Annotated in this window: 16 protein-coding genes and 1 riboswitch; of the genes, 5 read left to right on the forward strand and 11 right to left on the reverse strand. The window is 52.2% G+C overall.

Translation table 11 applies throughout. The annotated features are described in order from the left end of the window. Nucleotides 1–79 precede the first annotated feature (79 nt). Entirely contained in the window at nucleotides 80–724 is a 645-nt protein-coding gene (locus NZD86_RS20315; RefSeq protein ID WP_268043879.1) for a GntR family transcriptional regulator, read from the reverse strand. A 496-nt stretch (nucleotides 725–1220) separates the two neighbouring features. Here NZD86_RS20315 and NZD86_RS20320 point away from each other — a divergent pair, with 496 nt between their 5' ends. Together NZD86_RS20320 and NZD86_RS20325 are read left to right on the forward strand one after the other, a co-directional pair. Then, nucleotides 1221–1661, forward strand: coding sequence for an SRPBCC domain-containing protein (locus NZD86_RS20320; RefSeq protein WP_268043881.1), 441 nt, complete (start codon nucleotides 1221–1223; stop codon nucleotides 1659–1661). Between the two features lie 2 nt (nucleotides 1662–1663). Then, complete coding sequence (locus NZD86_RS20325; protein ID WP_268046980.1) at nucleotides 1664–2005, forward strand: ArsR/SmtB family transcription factor; 342 nt, start codon at nucleotides 1664–1666, stop codon at nucleotides 2003–2005. Between the two features lie 146 nt (nucleotides 2006–2151). Here NZD86_RS20325 and NZD86_RS20330 read toward each other — a convergent pair whose 3' ends face one another. The 6 genes from NZD86_RS20330 to NZD86_RS20355 form a co-directional block, all read right to left on the reverse strand. Then, on the reverse strand, nucleotides 2152–3519 hold the full coding sequence (locus tag NZD86_RS20330) for an MFS transporter (protein WP_268043882.1): 1368 nt from the start codon (nucleotides 3517–3519) through the stop codon (nucleotides 2152–2154). 321 nt (nucleotides 3520–3840) lie between these two features. After that, a riboswitch (cyclic di-AMP (ydaO/yuaA leader) is annotated at nucleotides 3841–3965 on the reverse strand. Between the two features lie 54 nt (nucleotides 3966–4019). Further along, nucleotides 4020–5495: a potassium/proton antiporter gene (locus tag NZD86_RS20335; RefSeq protein WP_268043883.1), complete on the reverse strand. Its 1476-nt coding sequence runs from the start codon at nucleotides 5493–5495 to the stop codon at nucleotides 4020–4022. An 80-nt stretch (nucleotides 5496–5575) separates the two neighbouring features. Continuing rightward, complete coding sequence (locus tag NZD86_RS20340; protein ID WP_268043884.1) at nucleotides 5576–6760, reverse strand: FAD-dependent monooxygenase; 1185 nt, start codon at nucleotides 6758–6760, stop codon at nucleotides 5576–5578. Next, nucleotides 6761–7255 (reverse strand): MarR family winged helix-turn-helix transcriptional regulator, encoded by a 495-nt coding sequence (locus tag NZD86_RS20345; protein WP_268043885.1) that lies wholly within the window; start codon nucleotides 7253–7255, stop codon nucleotides 6761–6763. A 17-nt stretch (nucleotides 7256–7272) separates the two neighbouring features. Beyond that, the gene (locus NZD86_RS20350; protein WP_268043886.1) at nucleotides 7273–7437 is read right to left on the reverse strand and encodes a hypothetical protein; all 165 of its coding nucleotides are present in this window, start codon (nucleotides 7435–7437) and stop codon (nucleotides 7273–7275) included. Between the two features lie 222 nt (nucleotides 7438–7659). Then, on the reverse strand, nucleotides 7660–8877 hold the full coding sequence (locus tag NZD86_RS20355) for an IS110 family RNA-guided transposase (RefSeq protein WP_268043887.1): 1218 nt from the start codon (nucleotides 8875–8877) through the stop codon (nucleotides 7660–7662). 255 nt (nucleotides 8878–9132) lie between these two features. On the opposite strand from NZD86_RS20355, the gene NZD86_RS20360 reads away from it, so the two are divergent. From NZD86_RS20360 to rnz, 3 genes are all read left to right on the forward strand, one after another. Beyond that, entirely contained in the window at nucleotides 9133–9318 is a 186-nt protein-coding gene (locus NZD86_RS20360; protein WP_268043888.1) for a hypothetical protein, read from the forward strand. A 242-nt stretch (nucleotides 9319–9560) separates the two neighbouring features. Further along, a complete protein-coding gene (locus NZD86_RS20365) occupies nucleotides 9561–10043 on the forward strand; it encodes a CcdC protein domain-containing protein (protein WP_268043889.1) in 483 nt (160 codons plus the stop codon). Nucleotides 10044–10141: 98 nt separating this feature from the next. Next, complete coding sequence (gene rnz, locus NZD86_RS20370) at nucleotides 10142–11071, forward strand: ribonuclease Z (RefSeq protein ID WP_268043890.1); 930 nt, start codon at nucleotides 10142–10144, stop codon at nucleotides 11069–11071. Nucleotides 11072–11104: 33 nt separating this feature from the next. Here rnz and NZD86_RS20375 read toward each other — a convergent pair whose 3' ends face one another. The 4 genes from NZD86_RS20375 to aroA form a co-directional block, all read right to left on the reverse strand. Beyond that, complete coding sequence (locus NZD86_RS20375) at nucleotides 11105–11998, reverse strand: phosphotransferase (protein ID WP_268043891.1); 894 nt, start codon at nucleotides 11996–11998, stop codon at nucleotides 11105–11107. A 247-nt stretch (nucleotides 11999–12245) separates the two neighbouring features. Next, nucleotides 12246–13463: an IS110 family RNA-guided transposase gene (locus tag NZD86_RS20380; RefSeq protein ID WP_268043887.1), complete on the reverse strand. Its 1218-nt coding sequence runs from the start codon at nucleotides 13461–13463 to the stop codon at nucleotides 12246–12248. A gap of 248 nt (nucleotides 13464–13711) precedes the next feature. Continuing rightward, entirely contained in the window at nucleotides 13712–14305 is a 594-nt protein-coding gene (locus tag NZD86_RS20385; RefSeq protein WP_268043893.1) for a YdeI/OmpD-associated family protein, read from the reverse strand. A 44-nt stretch (nucleotides 14306–14349) separates the two neighbouring features. Then, nucleotides 14350–15696, reverse strand: a complete 1347-nt coding sequence (aroA, locus tag NZD86_RS20390; RefSeq protein WP_268043894.1) for a 3-phosphoshikimate 1-carboxyvinyltransferase — start codon at nucleotides 15694–15696, stop codon at nucleotides 14350–14352. Nucleotides 15697–15712: the final 16 nt, after the last annotated feature.

Raw genomic sequence — 15712 nt, forward strand, 5'->3', positions numbered from 1 at the left:
TCGTCACTCCCCTGGATGTTTGTGAATGCGCTTTCTTCCGGCGCATAAACCTTTTGTTCACCTGGCCATGTTCAAATTCCTATACCTTGTGTTTCAACAAGACCGACAACGTCGTTTCCAAATGGCTGATGATGGCTGCACGTAATCGGATTTCTTCTCCGGCTTCTACAGCACGCAGAATCGCTTGATGCTCTAAGATGACCTGACGCATGCGCTCAGATGAGGACATAACCGCCTTTACACCCATCCGCAGCATTTTGTCATTCAACCCACTGTAAATTTCCATTAAGAGATGATTTCCAGATGCCGAGACAATCGCGTTGTGAAACTCACTATCACAATCAATGAATTGCTGAATATCTCCCTCTTCCAGCAACTGTTCCTGTTCCTGAATGAGCTGCTTCATCCCCCGTACGGCATCGACGTTAGCCATCAGTCTATCTATGGAAAACAATTCGATGAGTTCCCGAGTCTCCATAACCTCTTGCATATCCCGGATAGAAATCGTTGGAATATAGGCGCCGCGTTGCGGGAACAGATTTACAAACCCCTCTGCCTCCAACAGGAGAAAGGCCTCCCGGACCGGCGTCCGACTGATACCTAAGTTCTGTGCAACCTCTTCCTCCGTCAGGAAGCTATCTTGTTTGAAGGTCTCGTCAATGATGCAGGCCTTGAGGTATTGATAGGCCCGCTCTTTGGCCGTCGTGCGCCTTTGTGTTGCCATGGTCTCCCCCTTTTCGTTGATGTCGCCGTGTATGCAAATTGTATACAACCAGCATACATGACGCATACAATGTACACCAAGGATATGTGATTGGCAAGCGGAAATATTGAGAATCCTAGGGACGTGGAAATTCTGTATCATGTTAACCGCGACGGACTAATGAAGTGTTAAACCGCAAAATATGGATTGCTGGTTGAGTTAGGTATGCCTTGTTAAACGACTCAACGAAAGTAGCGAAGAAGGAAGCTCAGACCGAACAAAAGAAAAGCTAATAAGATTCTCGGTCTCGATTGTCATATCAAGAGATGGAACAGGTTTTACGAGTCATTAGTTTTGAATATTTAAAATTTAAACAACATTTGGACGAAACCTTATATCTGAGTGTTTTGTAAAGAAATTACCGTCGTCATCGCGAGAACGTGCCTATCAGAAGTTGAACAACGGTCTAACAAAGTGCTACCCTACGGTTGCACATTGTTATCAAGGAGGAACACCTGTGGAACGGAATCGGATCGAACGAGAGATCTTTATTACCGCACCGTTGGACAGGGTGTGGTCGTTAGTCAATGAACCAGCATGGTGGGTTGGCGACGCGCCAGGGCCAAATCAGGTGCACGTGGATGGAAATCGGGTATTGGCGGAGACAAAGTACGGGAACTTTCCGGTGGTCATAGAACGCGTTGACGCACCGACCTACATTGCTTGCCGGTGGGCAAGCTCGTTTCCTGGTGAGGAACCAAGGGAAGGGAACTCCACATTGGTTGAGTTTACCTTGATCCCGGAGGCTGGCGGAACTCGGCTGCGTGTTGTGGAAAGTGGCTTTGCGAGCCTCGACGCATCAGAAAACGGGCGTCATCAGGCATTCGATGAAAACACCAAAGGATGGTCTATACAACTAGATGTGTTGCGGCAACACGCGGAAGAGTTGTCGGTGTGAAGATGGAGACTGGGCACGTCGAGGCGGTGTTGGCAGCCCTCGCGGACCCCACGCGTCGGCAGTTACTCGATGTACTCGCGACACGTGGAGAAGCCACAGCGACGCTGTTGGCGACTCACATACCGGTATCCCGCCAAGCTATCGTCAAACATCTAACCATTCTCAGCAAGGCTGGACTTGTCTCTCGCGGTCGCACCGGGCGCGAAATGCGTTATTCAGTGTACCCGGAACAACTGAACGGCACGGCCCGTTGGATGGCAGATCTAGCAGCAGAGTGGGATAAGCGCCTGGCATCAATCAAGCGTCTCGCCGAGATGAACGACGAATCCGTACGGCCCGGGTAGGGTGCGACGTGAGGCGGGCAGATTTAGTTTGGTCCCACTCGACGCAAACAGACCTTCCCCGATACGAGGAAGGTCTGTTCATACGAGGGAGAATACCCCCTCTGTATTGCCGTGGTCAGAACTACAGTTCCACCAAATCATTTGCCTCATGAATGGGCTCTGTGTTTCCCGGAAAAGCCGTCCCGACGAACGTTGCTGGCAGCATTGAGTGTCTTGTTTGTCGTTTCAGGAGCCAGTGCAATACAGACCAGCAAACCGGCAAATGTGACTGCCGCACCCACTAACATGGTCGGTCCGATACCGAACTTCTGTAAGCCCCAAGGGAATAAGTACGTGCCAAAAACAGCACCGAAGCGGCTAATACTTGTTGTAATACCAACGGCTGTTCCGCGCACTTCCGTGGGAAACAACTCATTTGGTGCCAGCCACTCCATGACATTCGGTCCCCCAGAGAATATCGCGTAGACCACAAACCCAAAGAGGATGATACTCACAGGCCCGTTTGGGAAAAGCCCTAACAGCAGGATGCCGACTGTCATGCCCGCGAAGGACAGAATGATCATGGGCCGTCGACCCAACTTGTTTACCAAGAAGAGAGCTGGGATACAGCCAATGAGGAACAGGAAACTGATAATAGCCGCGCCGTAGCCCGATGCACCTTCAAATAAATGGTATGAGGTAAGCATCTCTGGGCCAAATGTCAGCATCGCAAATAACGGTGCAACGGCAGCCATATAGAACAAACCGACGTACAACGTCCTCTTGAGGTAACCTGGAGAAAACAGTTTAAGGTAGCTGGTTTCAGCCTCACCAGCACTCGGGACGATGATATCGTCAAGCGATGCACTCGATCCATAAACTTGTTTGAGCACTTTTTCCGCTTCGGCCCGTTTGCCTTTTTGGAGCAGCCAGCGCGGAGACTCCGGCGTGCCCAATCTCAAGAGCACGAGAATGATGGCCGGAATAGCACTGCTTGCCAGCATCCAGCGCCATGCATCCGGACCAATATTCAACATCAGCTGCCCTACGATATACGCCACCGTGGAACCGATGTAATATGCAACCAGAGTCACGCCCAGCATGATACCCCGGTGTTTTTTCGGCGAGAACTCGGCCAAGAGGGATGTTGCAATGGGATAATCAGCGCCAATTGAGATACCCAAGATCAGCCGAATAATAAACAGTTCCCAACCTGTTTGGATCCAAAACTGCGCTATGGAAGCAGCTATAAGCAGAATGAAATCGATTGTGTACATGAGCTGCCGTCCGACTTTGTCGGTCACATAGCCCAAAAAACCACCGATAAAAATCCCGATTAGGGCTGATGCACCAACCAAACCGCTCCATGTCGCATTGAGGTGCAACTGTGGTGTAATTTGTGTTAACGCGATGGCGATAATACTTAGGATATAACCGTCTAAAAATGGACCACCAGACGAATAAATGGTTAGCCGTGCATGAAACGAACTGAACTCTGCGTCTTCAACGGGATTTTTCTCCCTTCTTCTCTCCATTTGTGTCTCCCTTCTGTGTACTAACGGTGTACTAACGGGACTGTGCATTCTGAATACGATAAGACAGTCCGTCCTACCTGGATAAAAATATATTTTTTTACATAAAATGAAGAAACAGAAGTGTGAGACCCTCAGACTTGTGCCCACGGTGAACACACCTGTGTGTGCCGGCCTGTGCTTAGGAAAAAGGCGCACTCATTGTGTCGGAGGATTCAGTTGAAGGTTATTGTTTGTTAAAAACCATCCGGTATGCCGACGGTTTTCCAAGGTGGATTGTGACGAGAACTGAGGATTTTACCGAGGGACTGAAACATGTGAAGCATCTCCTTCCAGTACGCTTACGAGGTTAGCTGTCGGGTTAGGGCTGAAAGGCGCCCCACGACAAACGTTTCACCCCAGAATTGGTTCCCCCGCTTCCCGGAATGGGAATTCAGCGATTTTGTTACATGTCAATTTTACTCTTTTGAGGCGAATGACACAAATCCTGGACAATCCCAACCTTATGGCAACATCGCCGGACTCCCCACCTGTTCACTTTTAAACAGCGTCCGCAGGTTCGGAATGTGCCGATTGTCCGAGAGGACCAACAGGTGATCGCCCGCGCGCAACCTGGTGCCTCCCCGCGGAACAACAACCTGCTCCCCCCGAACGATCCCGTAACACAACGTGTTCTCCGGGAATTTGATCTCAACCATTCGCTTGTCGACAAGCGACGAATCCGGTGCGATCTCGACCGGCAAAATCACCGCGTTCTCACGGGCGATCGAGATGAGTTCCAGCACGTCTTCTGAGGGGGTGGGCTCGACGAGATCGAGTTGTTCTGCGAAGCGATGAACGGTGAGCCCCTGTACCAACGTCGACGCGATAACAAGAAAGAAAATCACTTGGATGAGCACGATGTAGCCGGGAATTTGCGATTCGACGGCCGACAGGATGAGGACAATTGGCGCCGCTCCGCGAAGACCAGCCCATGCGATGAACAGTTTTTCTTTACGAGTGAATCCCATGCCAATGGTCGACATCCAGACCGCCGCAGGACGTGCGAGTATCAATGCCCCGATGGCAAGGCCCACACCAGGCAGCGAAACGTACCACAAATCGCGGGGCAGAAGGAAGAAGCCAAGCACCACGAACATCAAGATGTGCATCGTCCAAGCGAGTCCTTCGTGAAACCGGATGATACTATAGCGATGTTCCATCTTCCGACTTGCTATGACGACGGACGTGACGTACACCGCAAGAAAGCCACTGCCCCCTAGTGTCTGGGCCAATGCAAAGGAGAGCAATGCGAAACCTAGAGACAATGCCGGGTAGAGACCGCCCGTGTCCAACTGTATGCGGCGATTGACAAACGATCCGACAATCCCGACCAACGCTCCAACCACAAGCCCTAGGCCCATCTCCAAGATAAAGAGGCCGAGAACGTACCACGTCGCATGTCCGACTGGACCCAGCCCTTGTTCATGCCACTGAATGAGGATGGTCGTGAGGAAAAAGGCCATCGGATCGTTTGTCCCGGATTCGACCTCCAGCACATCGACTAGGCGCCGGCGCAACGACGTCCCGCCGAGAACGCTGAAGACAGATGCCGCGTCGGTCGAACTCGCGGCAACACCAAACAGAGCGGCTGCAACTATCGATAAATGAAGCAGATAATATGCCATTGCAGTCATGATGGCTGCAGAGACGAGTACGCCGACAGTCGCCAGGGATAAAGCAGGTGCCCACGTACGGCGTATCCGTCGCAAGGACGTGTGCAGTCCACCCTCGTAGAGAATAAACGCCAAGGCAATGTAACTTAAATCCTTCGCGACAGTCGGCGTGACGGTTTCCAGAACACTCGGGTCAATGGCGGCAAATATGGCACCGACGGCGACAAAACTGATGAGAGCAGGAAACCCAAATCTCCTGTTGGCCCGAGCTAGTAAAATTCCGCATAAAAGGACCACTGCAATAACCAAGGTGATGGTGTTCATAGATAACCCCCTAGCTCAAACAGAAACCGTATGATGTTTTAACCGTAATCGGACTGCCGACTAGTAACGTGGCCACGCGATCAGCTTATCCCCTTGACCCCATCCTCCAAACAGCGGATCGGCTCCCCAAGCAGCAATCTCCAGACGGGAAGACTGATGGTGGTTGGCGTACAGCGAATGGCCTTATTCCTGACCCAGTTCAGCGCGGCATTTTCCAACTGTGTGACATCTCCGAGGAGTCGTGTTGCTCGTGCGATTAATGCGACGCGGTGACGGCGTGATCGGGCATAGTGTTGAAAAGCAGTGTCGTATGTACGAGCTTGCCGAAGGACTGACATGAACGTCACGGCATCTTCGAGCGCTAAGCATGCGCCAAGACCTAGATTTGGCGTGATGGCGTGCCCGGCGTCTCCAACGAATGCAATGCGTCCAAGGACCAACGGCGCACCAGGTGCGAAATCTTGTACGGGGTGCTGCAAAACGTCAGTCACGAGCGTGTGCTGAATCATGTCGCCAACTTCACTCGGTAAGCGCAGCAGACAATGTTGAGCGTCTTCCCAAGTGGGGATTCGACGCGAGGAAAAAAGTGAATGGTTGACCGTGGCAAACCAATACACAGACGAGGCGTCAATGTACGCGTACCCAAATCGACTGCCGGGTCCCCAATATTCGCGCATCCGAAGTGGATTTGTCGATCCCAAACTGCGGGCAATGCCTCTCCAAGCCGTGTAACCCGTCGAGCGAGGCTCGTCTCCAACATACTGACTGCGTATTCGCGAGTGGATACCGTCGGCAGCGACGACACCGTCAAACAGGCGTGTGCTGTTGTCGGAAAAGCGAACTGCGACGCTACCCCCATGGTTCACATGGACTGCCTCTTCAGCCGCCAGACGTAAAATGGACGGGGAACCCAGTTCCTGCCACATCCACGTGGACAGATCCACCCTGCGAACACAGGACGGCCTCAATCCATAGCGCCTCTCCATCCATTCTAACGGAAGTTCATAGACGGCGCACCCTCGTGCGGTCCTAACGTCTCCCGCTTGGATTGGCTCCATCCAATCCGGTAACCGAGATCGGCCCGCGAGGCAAAGAAGTGCCCGTAGCGCATGCGGCCACAGTGTCAGAGCAGCGCCGCCTTGGAGAGGGTCGGTGGCGGGATCGAACAGGGTGTAGGGGATCCCGAGGGCCCGACATCCCATCGCAGTCGCCAATCCCCCAATACCGGTACCCAAGATGGCCAAGCGCCCGCGCTTCCCCACCACCTACCTCTTCTCCTTTCGATCACGTTGCCGACTCCGTATCCGCTCATTCAGACGCCGCAGCAATTGCAGGAACTGCGCACGTTCCTCCCCTGACCAATCGTTGAGCAGTCTTCCGTACAGTTCACGCCGCGACGCGCGGACGCGGCTGAGCTTTTGCTCCCCCTCGTCCGTGATGCTCAGCACACTAACTCGCTTGTCCTCATCAGATGTTTCCCGCAGGACATACCCATGTTTAATCAGTGGTGTCACCTGACGGCTCACTGTTGATATGTCCAATTGAAATACCTCTGCCAAGGTGCCGATGGTCATCTTGCCTCGTCGTTGTAATGAGGTGAGGAGAAGATAACCGGATCGATCCAGGTCCTCATTGCTGTCACTCGTAACCCGCGCAAATTCCATCCGCCGAGCAAAGATAGCGACTTCCTGTTCAATTTGTTCCAATATGTCGTCCACTGCTATGACACACCCCGCATAATCTGTCACTTCGGGTTGCATTCTAACCTTACAACCAATCATTGTATAGTTGTATAATACAACTGCAAGGCAACCCAAGTGTGCCCGTCGCGGACGTGGTTTGCTAGAAGGTGACGTCTTTCCGGTGACCCTAGTACTAGGTGATCCAGGGCGGCGACGAGAGCGATATCGCCTTCAACCGCCTGCCTGACAGCAATATCCATGTTATATACCTCTCCTGTGACAGGTCACAGTTTCTCTTCCCATGTCTGCACTTCTACATCAGTGAAGGAATGGAATAATTTACATAGAAAGAATAACCACATAGCCGTTTAAGGAGGCCTATCCTGAAAATAATTGAGCGATGACCAGGGTAAAACGACATACTGAAATAAGCCCACCACAAGATGGGTTTTAAAAGGAACTCTGTGATGTCTGGAGATCATTTATGCAACAGGTTTTACGGTGACCTCCAACCCGAGTGATTGCAACTTCCGGATCGCCTGCTTTACGACTGCGTCTTTCTTGCGTGCTTCGTAATATGTTGGGCCGAGTTCAATATAAGGCTGACGTCGCTGTAACACGTAATACACGATGGTTAAGATGCTGTGGGCCACTGCAACTGCTGCACGGTTTTTGCCTCTTCGAGCTGCAATTCGATGGTACTGGGCAGAGAGATAAGTCTGCTTCGTTCTCGCCGCTGCGCGTGCTGCTTCCACCAGCGCTGCTCTGAGTTTTTGATTCCCTTTGCGTGTTTTCCCCGACTTTCGTTTCCCGGCGCTTTCATTGTTCCCTGGAGCCAGTCCTGCCCAAGAGCATAAATGGGCAGCAGACGGAAATTGGGTCATGTCTGTCCCAATTTCAGCCAGAATTTGTTCTGCTGTTCGTCGACCGACACCGGGGATGGTGTCCACTAGCTCCAGGTCTTCTTCAAAAGGGAGCATGCGCTCCTTGACTTCTTCATCCAGCCGGGCAATCTCTTCATCCAAGTAATCGATGTGACGTAATTGGGCTGCCAGCATCATTCGTTGGTGGGAGCCCATAAGCCCATTCAGTGCCTTGTGCAAATCGGCCTTCTTCGCCTTCATCCGGCCTTTGGCTAACCCTGACAATACCTCCGGGTCTTCTTCTCCGTGGATCATTGCTTCCAACATCGCCCGCCCAGATTTGCCAAGTGTATTGCTGGCCACTGCAGAAAGCTTGATGTTGGCACCTTCCAACACCTTTTGAACCCGATTCACCTCTCTTGCCCGCTCGTCAATGAGACTTCGGCGGTAGCGAATGAGTTCTCGTAGTTCCCGTTGTTCACGGTTGGGGATGTAACTGGCTTGCAACAGCCCGTGGCGGAGCAATCCGGCGATCCATTCGGCATCCTTCACATCGGTCTTACGGCCCGGAACGTTCTTCATGTGCTTGGCGTTCACCACAAGCACTTGACAGTCCGCCGACTCCAGAAGGTTGTAGATTGGCTTCCAGAATGAAGCTGTGCTTTCCATAGCAACATGCGTGCATTCATGTTGTCCTAACCAGTCAACCATCTCCAGGAGATCCTCCGTCATCGTGGAGAACGTGCGAATCTCCTTGGCCTCCGGCGTCAGCACACAGGCGACCACCGTCTTCTTGTGCACATCGAGGCCGCAACAACGTTCGTATACGGCATCCATGCCAATCCTTCCTGATGGACTGGTAATATTGAAGGGCTGGTGCAACGACCATAATGGATCATTCTATCCTGCGTGCTTCTCCGAGGAGGAGAGCGACATTCTGTGGTGCACCTGGTCGTCGTAGTCAGTCTAATCAGCGGGCTCGAGGCACCAAGGAGTGACGACCTGCCTTCGCCAGCCACCAAAAAATCATTCAACACAAAGGCATTTTCATCCTTCTGCTGGTGCCGCCCCGGCGGCATGGGAGTCTAATCTGTGTTTCCGAATGATCCGAGAAATGGTCTAAACCCGAGGGACTTGGAACGAAAGGCCAATGATAAGTATCACCTGGAAAACGACGAACATCAACAATCACCACTGCAGCGACCTGTTGTAGGGTGGATGACCATGGGCATTATTGCGCTTGTCGTCATTGCCGTCATCGTTGCATTCGCGGTATAGGCTAGCACACACCGATGGTCGATTGACTACGCGACAAGCACGGGGCAGATGAGACCATCCCCCGCGCACGTCTTTGCACCCTATACGGCTACTTGACACCCCCACCCTATGTTGCAATACTTTCTCCGACTGCCAACTGATATGACAGTTGTCATCCCATATCAATTACAGTCTACACTGATGGAACCCAGGTGCGCCGAACTATACTGAGAGCACAAAGATGGTCTATGGAGGAATAAAACATGTACATCGTTCCAATTCTCGTCTTGGTCGCGCTCATTGTGTGGAGAAGGCTGTCGGCAACCCGGAAACCAGTCAAGGGGAATGGGCTCCGAATGATTTTACCGCTTCTGTTTCTTCTGTTTGGCTTTGCATCGTTCTTGAATCCTGGTGTGCAACTGAGTGCCCTGGAAATCATTATTCCACTTATGGTGGGCATCGTCTTCTCGATCCCGCTCATCATCACGACGAATTATGAAATTCGCGAAGACGGTCTGATTTACGCAAGGAAGAGCATGGCGTTTGTCGTCTGCTTACTGGTCATCTTGGCTTTGCGTATCGCCCTGCGAGAATTATTGCATGGGTACAATTCGTCAACAATGACGATGATGTACTTCCTTGTGGCGTTTGGGTATTTGGTGCCGTGGCGGATCGCGAGCTTTATGAAGTTCCGGAAGGTGTTAAACGGCAGAGGTGCGGATGATGAACCGGCCGCCGCAATCTGATAAGTGAACCGATCCCGCTTTTAATTCTAGCTAGTTGACTGCAGAATAAGTCGCGTGCGGTCGTTTGCACGCGATTTTTCACCAAGGAGCCCCGTCGAATGGATCTTTATTTTTTGGGTACCGGGGCAGGTTTGCCCTCAAAGCGCCGCAACGTCACGTCCATTGCCCTTCGGTTGCATGATGAGCGAGGCACGTTTTGGTTGATAGATTGTGGTGAAGCAACACAACACAAAATCCTTTCCTCACCGCTGAGCCTGTCAAAGCTGGAGCACATATTTATCACCCATTTACATGGTGACCACATCTTCGGCCTCCCCGGCCTTCTGGGAAGCCGAGGGTTTCAAGCAGGTGAGAAACCTTTGGTGATATATGGGCCTCGCGGGCTGGAGCAGTTTGTGGAAACAACCATCCGTTTAAGTGAGACGCACTTGCCGTATCGATTGTGGGTAAGTGTCATAGACGGAGGCGTGATATTTGACGATGAACAGATGACGGTGACCTGTCGGCAACTGAATCACGGGATTCCGTCGTACGGTTACCGATTTGAGGAAAAGCCGAAAAGAGGCAAGCTGCGACAGACGCTGCTTCAGGAACAGGGGATACCTGCCGGACCCATCTATGGCAAGTTAAAGGAGGGCCACGACGTGGCATTGGATGACGGCCGGGTCCTGCGGTCAGCTGACTACCTGGCCCCGCCTACCCCAGGCCGCGTGGTGACCATACTCGGAGACACACGACCCTGCGACAGTGCTGAGGAACTCGCAGAGGGTGCGGACGTACTCGTGCACGAAGCGACGTACGCAGCCAGCGAGTGGGAACGCGCGCAAAATCACCATCACTCGACAGCGACGGACGCAGCTCGAACTGCTGCAAACGCCGGGGTGAAGCAACTCGTGTTGACGCACGTGAGCGCGCGCTACGACGAAGAAGGAGAAGCGAAACTGCTGGCAGACGCGCAGGCTATTTTTCCCGCAACCACATTGGCACATGATCACTTGATCATCAACGTCCCTCGGTTGCCGGGATGACTTATGCGTCCCGGCGAGGTAAAGTTCATCTCCTCATATCCGCTGCAGACGATGCAAGTACTGCTTGAGAAGGGCGCAGGACAACCCTTGCGTCTGTTTCCCGTTCTGGATGGCCCGAAACACTGGGTATGGTTGATATAGCAAAGCAATGAGTAGTTGCAGATCACCATCACTCATCGGTCGTACCCGATCATACGCGTCTATTATCCGCACAACCCTTTCCCCCTGCCATGCGGCATTGTGATGGATCAAATGCGCCAAGTCTTCCATGCGAACATGAAGAGATGTGTTTTCGAAATCAATAAGGTGATAACGACCCTGCTTGTCTTGAACGATGTTTGGATAATTGTAGTCACCATGAACAAACGCCTTCACTGCAACTTCGCGGCGAATGGCTCGTTTGACCTTGGAAGACTCGATGTGACTGAGTGATGCTGCACATAAATCCTTCAGGATTTCCGCACACCCGCCACGATAGTTTTCCTCTATCTTTCGGGACTCGTGTTCAAGTCGACGTTTGATTCCTTTGGTCTTAATTCGTTTCGTAGGAGGTTGGCGTGCAGATAAGTTTTGCGCGCTATCGTGGAATTTTGCCAGTGTACGAACGGCCTGATGCAAACGGTTCTCGTTGCGGAAACTTGGGGTACGCCCGACAACCCAGCGTGTCAGCATGTACCAGTTTCCGTTATGCTTGAACCCAACACGGTTGCTCCTGGTGCGGAAAGTGTAGGGTACAAACTGAAATCCGTTCCGTTTGACATCGTCTTGAACGCCCGCAATGAACTCCACTTCCTCGATAGGCAGATCATACGGCTTCAAGCAGAGCGTACCGTGCTCACGTGTGCGAAGTCGATAGACGTCCTTGACCGGCGTCCAATCCACTATGTCAATTCCGTACCCATGTCCCACCCTGGCAGCTAATTTCATGAGGGGCCCTCCAACCAACCGAGGTACTCGGTCACGTGGTTTGTTCACCCTATGAAAAAGACAACCAGAGGGAAACAGATACTTGTCCCTCGGTGTATCAAAAGCTGCTTGCCACAGGTCAGTGTTCTTTCGTAAGGAATATACTATCCTGAAAATAATTGAGCGATGACCAGGGTAAAACGACATACTGAAATAAGCCCACCACAAGATGGGTTTTAAAAGGAACTCTGTGATGTCTGGAGATCATTTATGCAACAGGTTTTACGGTGACCTCCAACCCGAGTGATTGCAACTTCCGGATCGCCTGCTTTACGACTGCGTCTTTCTTGCGTGCTTCGTAATATGTTGGGCCGAGTTCAATATAAGGCTGACGTCGCTGTAACACGTAATACACGATGGTTAAGATGCTGTGGGCCACTGCAACTGCTGCACGGTTTTTGCCTCTTCGAGCTGCAATTCGATGGTACTGGGCAGAGAGATAAGTCTGCTTCGTTCTCGCCGCTGCGCGTGCTGCTTCCACCAGCGCTGCTCTGAGTTTTTGATTCCCTTTGCGTGTTTTCCCCGACTTTCGTTTCCCGGCGCTTTCATTGTTCCCTGGAGCCAGTCCTGCCCAAGAGCATAAATGGGCAGCAGACGGAAATTGGGTCATGTCTGTCCCAATTTCAGCCAGAATTTGTTCTGCTGTTCGTCGACCGACACCGGGGATGGTGTCCACTAGCTCCAGGTCTTCTTCAAAAGGGAGCATGCGCTCCTTGACTTCTTCATCCAGCCGGGCAATCTCTTCATCCAAGTAATCGATGTGACGTAATTGGGCTGCCAGCATCATTCGTTGGTGGGAGCCCATAAGCCCATTCAGTGCCTTGTGCAAATCGGCCTTCTTCGCCTTCATCCGGCCTTTGGCTAACCCTGACAATACCTCCGGGTCTTCTTCTCCGTGGATCATTGCTTCCAACATCGCCCGCCCAGATTTGCCAAGTGTATTGCTGGCCACTGCAGAAAGCTTGATGTTGGCACCTTCCAACACCTTTTGAACCCGATTCACCTCTCTTGCCCGCTCGTCAATGAGACTTCGGCGGTAGCGAATGAGTTCTCGTAGTTCCCGTTGTTCACGGTTGGGGATGTAACTGGCTTGCAACAGCCCGTGGCGGAGCAATCCGGCGATCCATTCGGCATCCTTCACATCGGTCTTACGGCCCGGAACGTTCTTCATGTGCTTGGCGTTCACCACAAGCACTTGACAGTCCGCCGACTCCAGAAGGTTGTAGATTGGCTTCCAGAATGAAGCTGTGCTTTCCATAGCAACATGCGTGCATTCATGTTGTCCTAACCAGTCAACCATCTCCAGGAGATCCTCCGTCATCGTGGAGAACGTGCGAATCTCCTTGGCCTCCGGCGTCAGCACACAGGCGACCACCGTCTTCTTGTGCACATCGAGGCCGCAACAACGTTCGTATACGGCATCCATGCCAATCCTTCCTGATGGACTGGTAATATTGAAGGGCTGGTGCAACGACCATAATGGATCATTCTATCCTGCGTGCTTCTCCGAGGAGGAGAGCGACATTCTGTGGTGCACCTGGTCGTCGTAGTCAGTCTAATCAGCGGGCTCGAGGCACCAAGGAGTGACGACCTGCCTTCGCCAGCCACCAAAAAATCATTCAACACAAAGGCATTTTCATCCTTCTGCTGGTGCCGCCCCGGCGGCATGGGAGTCTAATCATTTAATCCCTTTCCATCGAGAATTTGCTGCACACATTTTTCAACTCTTGACTCTCGAGTTTTGGATTGTTTGGGTTGAGAAAAATAAAGAATGTATGCTCTTTGCCGTCCCGGCGTCAATGCTTCAAAAGCAGTTTTCAAGGCAGCAACTTCATCGAATTTATTTTGAAGTTCTTCAGGAATGATGAATTCTGTCGTCTTCTTAAAATTCACTTCCAAGCCGGCTTTTTCAACTTCAATGGCCTCATAAATATAGGCTTTCAAGATGGTTTCCATGTCAACTATTTCTTGAACATTGGTGAACCGAATCTGGCGCGCCGCCTGTACATTCTCCGTTTGTTGGATCAGAATCCCATGGGCATCCTGTAACAAGGCACCTTTGTGAAACAGAAGCGCACAATATTCCTTAAATCCATGTATTAAAACTATGTTTTTTTTCTCAAACGTGTAGCAAGGATGCATCCACTTAAATTCTTCGGTCAGATCACAGTCAAGAACGATATTTCTCAGCTTCTCATATTCTTCTTTCCACTTTTTAGCTTTCTTTAAAAATTCATCAACCTTAGGATTCCTACTACTATTTGTCATCAAGGAACATCCCTCTTCAATTTTTCGATCAGCTCAAGTGACGGTCAGTTGAGTTCCACCTGTACTCCGATCTCGCCCAGCTTCTCGAAGAACATTGGGCAGGTTTTTGAGACACAGCCGGGATCGTCCACGACAATGCCCGGTACGCGCAGTCCCATGATCGATTGGGCCATGGCGACGCGGTGATCGTCGTGGGATGAAAGGAGTGTCCCCGCTGCGGGCCCTGGGTAAATGGTCACACCGTCCGGCCTCTCGTCGACACGAATGCCGATTTTCTGCAAACTCTCGCAAATGACCGCCAAACGATCCGACTCGTGGTGCCGAATATGCTCGACTTCCGTGATGTTCACCGGTGCATCGGCGAACGGTGCCAGGAACGCGAGCGTGAGCGTCTGATCCGACATTTCCTTCATGCTGATGGTTTGCCCGCCGCGAAGTTGCCTGGGGCCCTGCACTTCAATTCCCTGTCCAGATTTGTCAACGCTGCATCCCATTTGCTCGAGCACGTCAACGAACTGCACATCCGGCTGCCTGGTGCTGTAGGTTAAGTTTTTCACACGGACCCGGCCGCCAGTCAAAGCGGCGGCCGCCCAGAAGTAGCAGGCAGTGGACGCGTCCGCTTCGATGTCGTAGTCGCGTCCCACGTAGCCCGTCGACGACACCGTCATCTCGTGCAATTGTTCATCTGCCTCGACATTCCCGCCAAACGCTCGCATCATGTCGAGGGTGATATGTACATACGCGTGCTGGACAATGGTGTCGGTGATCTCTATGGTTAACGCATCTTTCGCATACGGCGCACCAATGAGCGCCCCACTGATGAACTGGCTGGACACAGCGCCCGACATCTGCACGCGGCCGCCACGAAGGCCCTTCGTGTCCAACTCAATCGGCAACGTATCAGGACGCTCGGACAGTGGATGTATGCCCACACCGAGTGCCTGAAGGGTCTCGAACAGGACACCCATTGGTCTCTCGTTCATGCGTTTGCTTCCCTCAATCGTCCATTTGCCTTCGCCAGCAGCCAGCGCACTCGTAAGGAATCGCGCGGTCGTGCCCCCTGCACCTGTGTAGACCCGGCCAGCCTGATGCGGCCAACGGCCATTTATCCCGCGCACCGTCACATTGTCGCCATCGACGACGACATCGACGCCAAGCGACTTCAACGCCTCAATACACCAGTATGCGTCGTCGCTTCGGAGCAGCCCGGTAAGTCGCGATGTCCCCTTGGCAAGTGCGGCCACGATGAGGGCCCGGTTCGTAAAACTTTTGCTGCCAGGAACAACAACGTCGGCGTCGATCGGCCCTGTCGCTGGAAGAATCCGTGCTTGTGAGACGTCGTGCAACGCCCATGGCGATCTCGCCTGAAAATCTGCATGATTGGAAGACATACCGTCACCTCGTCTA

It is taken from the genome of Alicyclobacillus dauci (assembly GCF_026651605.1).
Classification (GTDB): Bacteria; Bacillota; Bacilli; order Alicyclobacillales; family Alicyclobacillaceae; genus Alicyclobacillus; species Alicyclobacillus dauci.

What these genes read in the sequence shown, in the direction of transcription:
- NZD86_RS20315 (WP_268043879.1), bottom strand. Translation starts at nt 724, where the DNA reads ATGGCAACACAAAGGCGCACGACGGCCAAAGAGCGGGCCTATCAATAC.
- NZD86_RS20325 (WP_268046980.1), top strand. Translation starts at nt 1,664, where the DNA reads ATGGAGACTGGGCACGTCGAGGCGGTGTTGGCAGCCCTCGCGGACCCC.
- NZD86_RS20330 (WP_268043882.1), bottom strand. Translation starts at nt 3,519, where the DNA reads ATGGAGAGAAGAAGGGAGAAAAATCCCGTTGAAGACGCAGAGTTCAGT.
- NZD86_RS20335 (WP_268043883.1), bottom strand. Translation starts at nt 5,495, where the DNA reads ATGAACACCATCACCTTGGTTATTGCAGTGGTCCTTTTATGCGGAATT.
- NZD86_RS20345 (WP_268043885.1), bottom strand. Translation starts at nt 7,255, where the DNA reads ATGCAACCCGAAGTGACAGATTATGCGGGGTGTGTCATAGCAGTGGAC.
- NZD86_RS20350 (WP_268043886.1), bottom strand. Translation starts at nt 7,437, where the DNA reads ATGGATATTGCTGTCAGGCAGGCGGTTGAAGGCGATATCGCTCTCGTC.
- NZD86_RS20355 (WP_268043887.1), bottom strand. Translation starts at nt 8,877, where the DNA reads ATGGATGCCGTATACGAACGTTGTTGCGGCCTCGATGTGCACAAGAAG.
- NZD86_RS20365 (WP_268043889.1), top strand. Translation starts at nt 9,561, where the DNA reads ATGTACATCGTTCCAATTCTCGTCTTGGTCGCGCTCATTGTGTGGAGA.
- rnz (WP_268043890.1), top strand. Translation starts at nt 10,142, where the DNA reads ATGGATCTTTATTTTTTGGGTACCGGGGCAGGTTTGCCCTCAAAGCGC.
- NZD86_RS20375 (WP_268043891.1), bottom strand. Translation starts at nt 11,998, where the DNA reads ATGAAATTAGCTGCCAGGGTGGGACATGGGTACGGAATTGACATAGTG.
- NZD86_RS20380 (WP_268043887.1), bottom strand. Translation starts at nt 13,463, where the DNA reads ATGGATGCCGTATACGAACGTTGTTGCGGCCTCGATGTGCACAAGAAG.
- NZD86_RS20385 (WP_268043893.1), bottom strand. Translation starts at nt 14,305, where the DNA reads ATGACAAATAGTAGTAGGAATCCTAAGGTTGATGAATTTTTAAAGAAA.
- aroA (WP_268043894.1), bottom strand. Translation starts at nt 15,696, where the DNA reads ATGTCTTCCAATCATGCAGATTTTCAGGCGAGATCGCCATGGGCGTTG.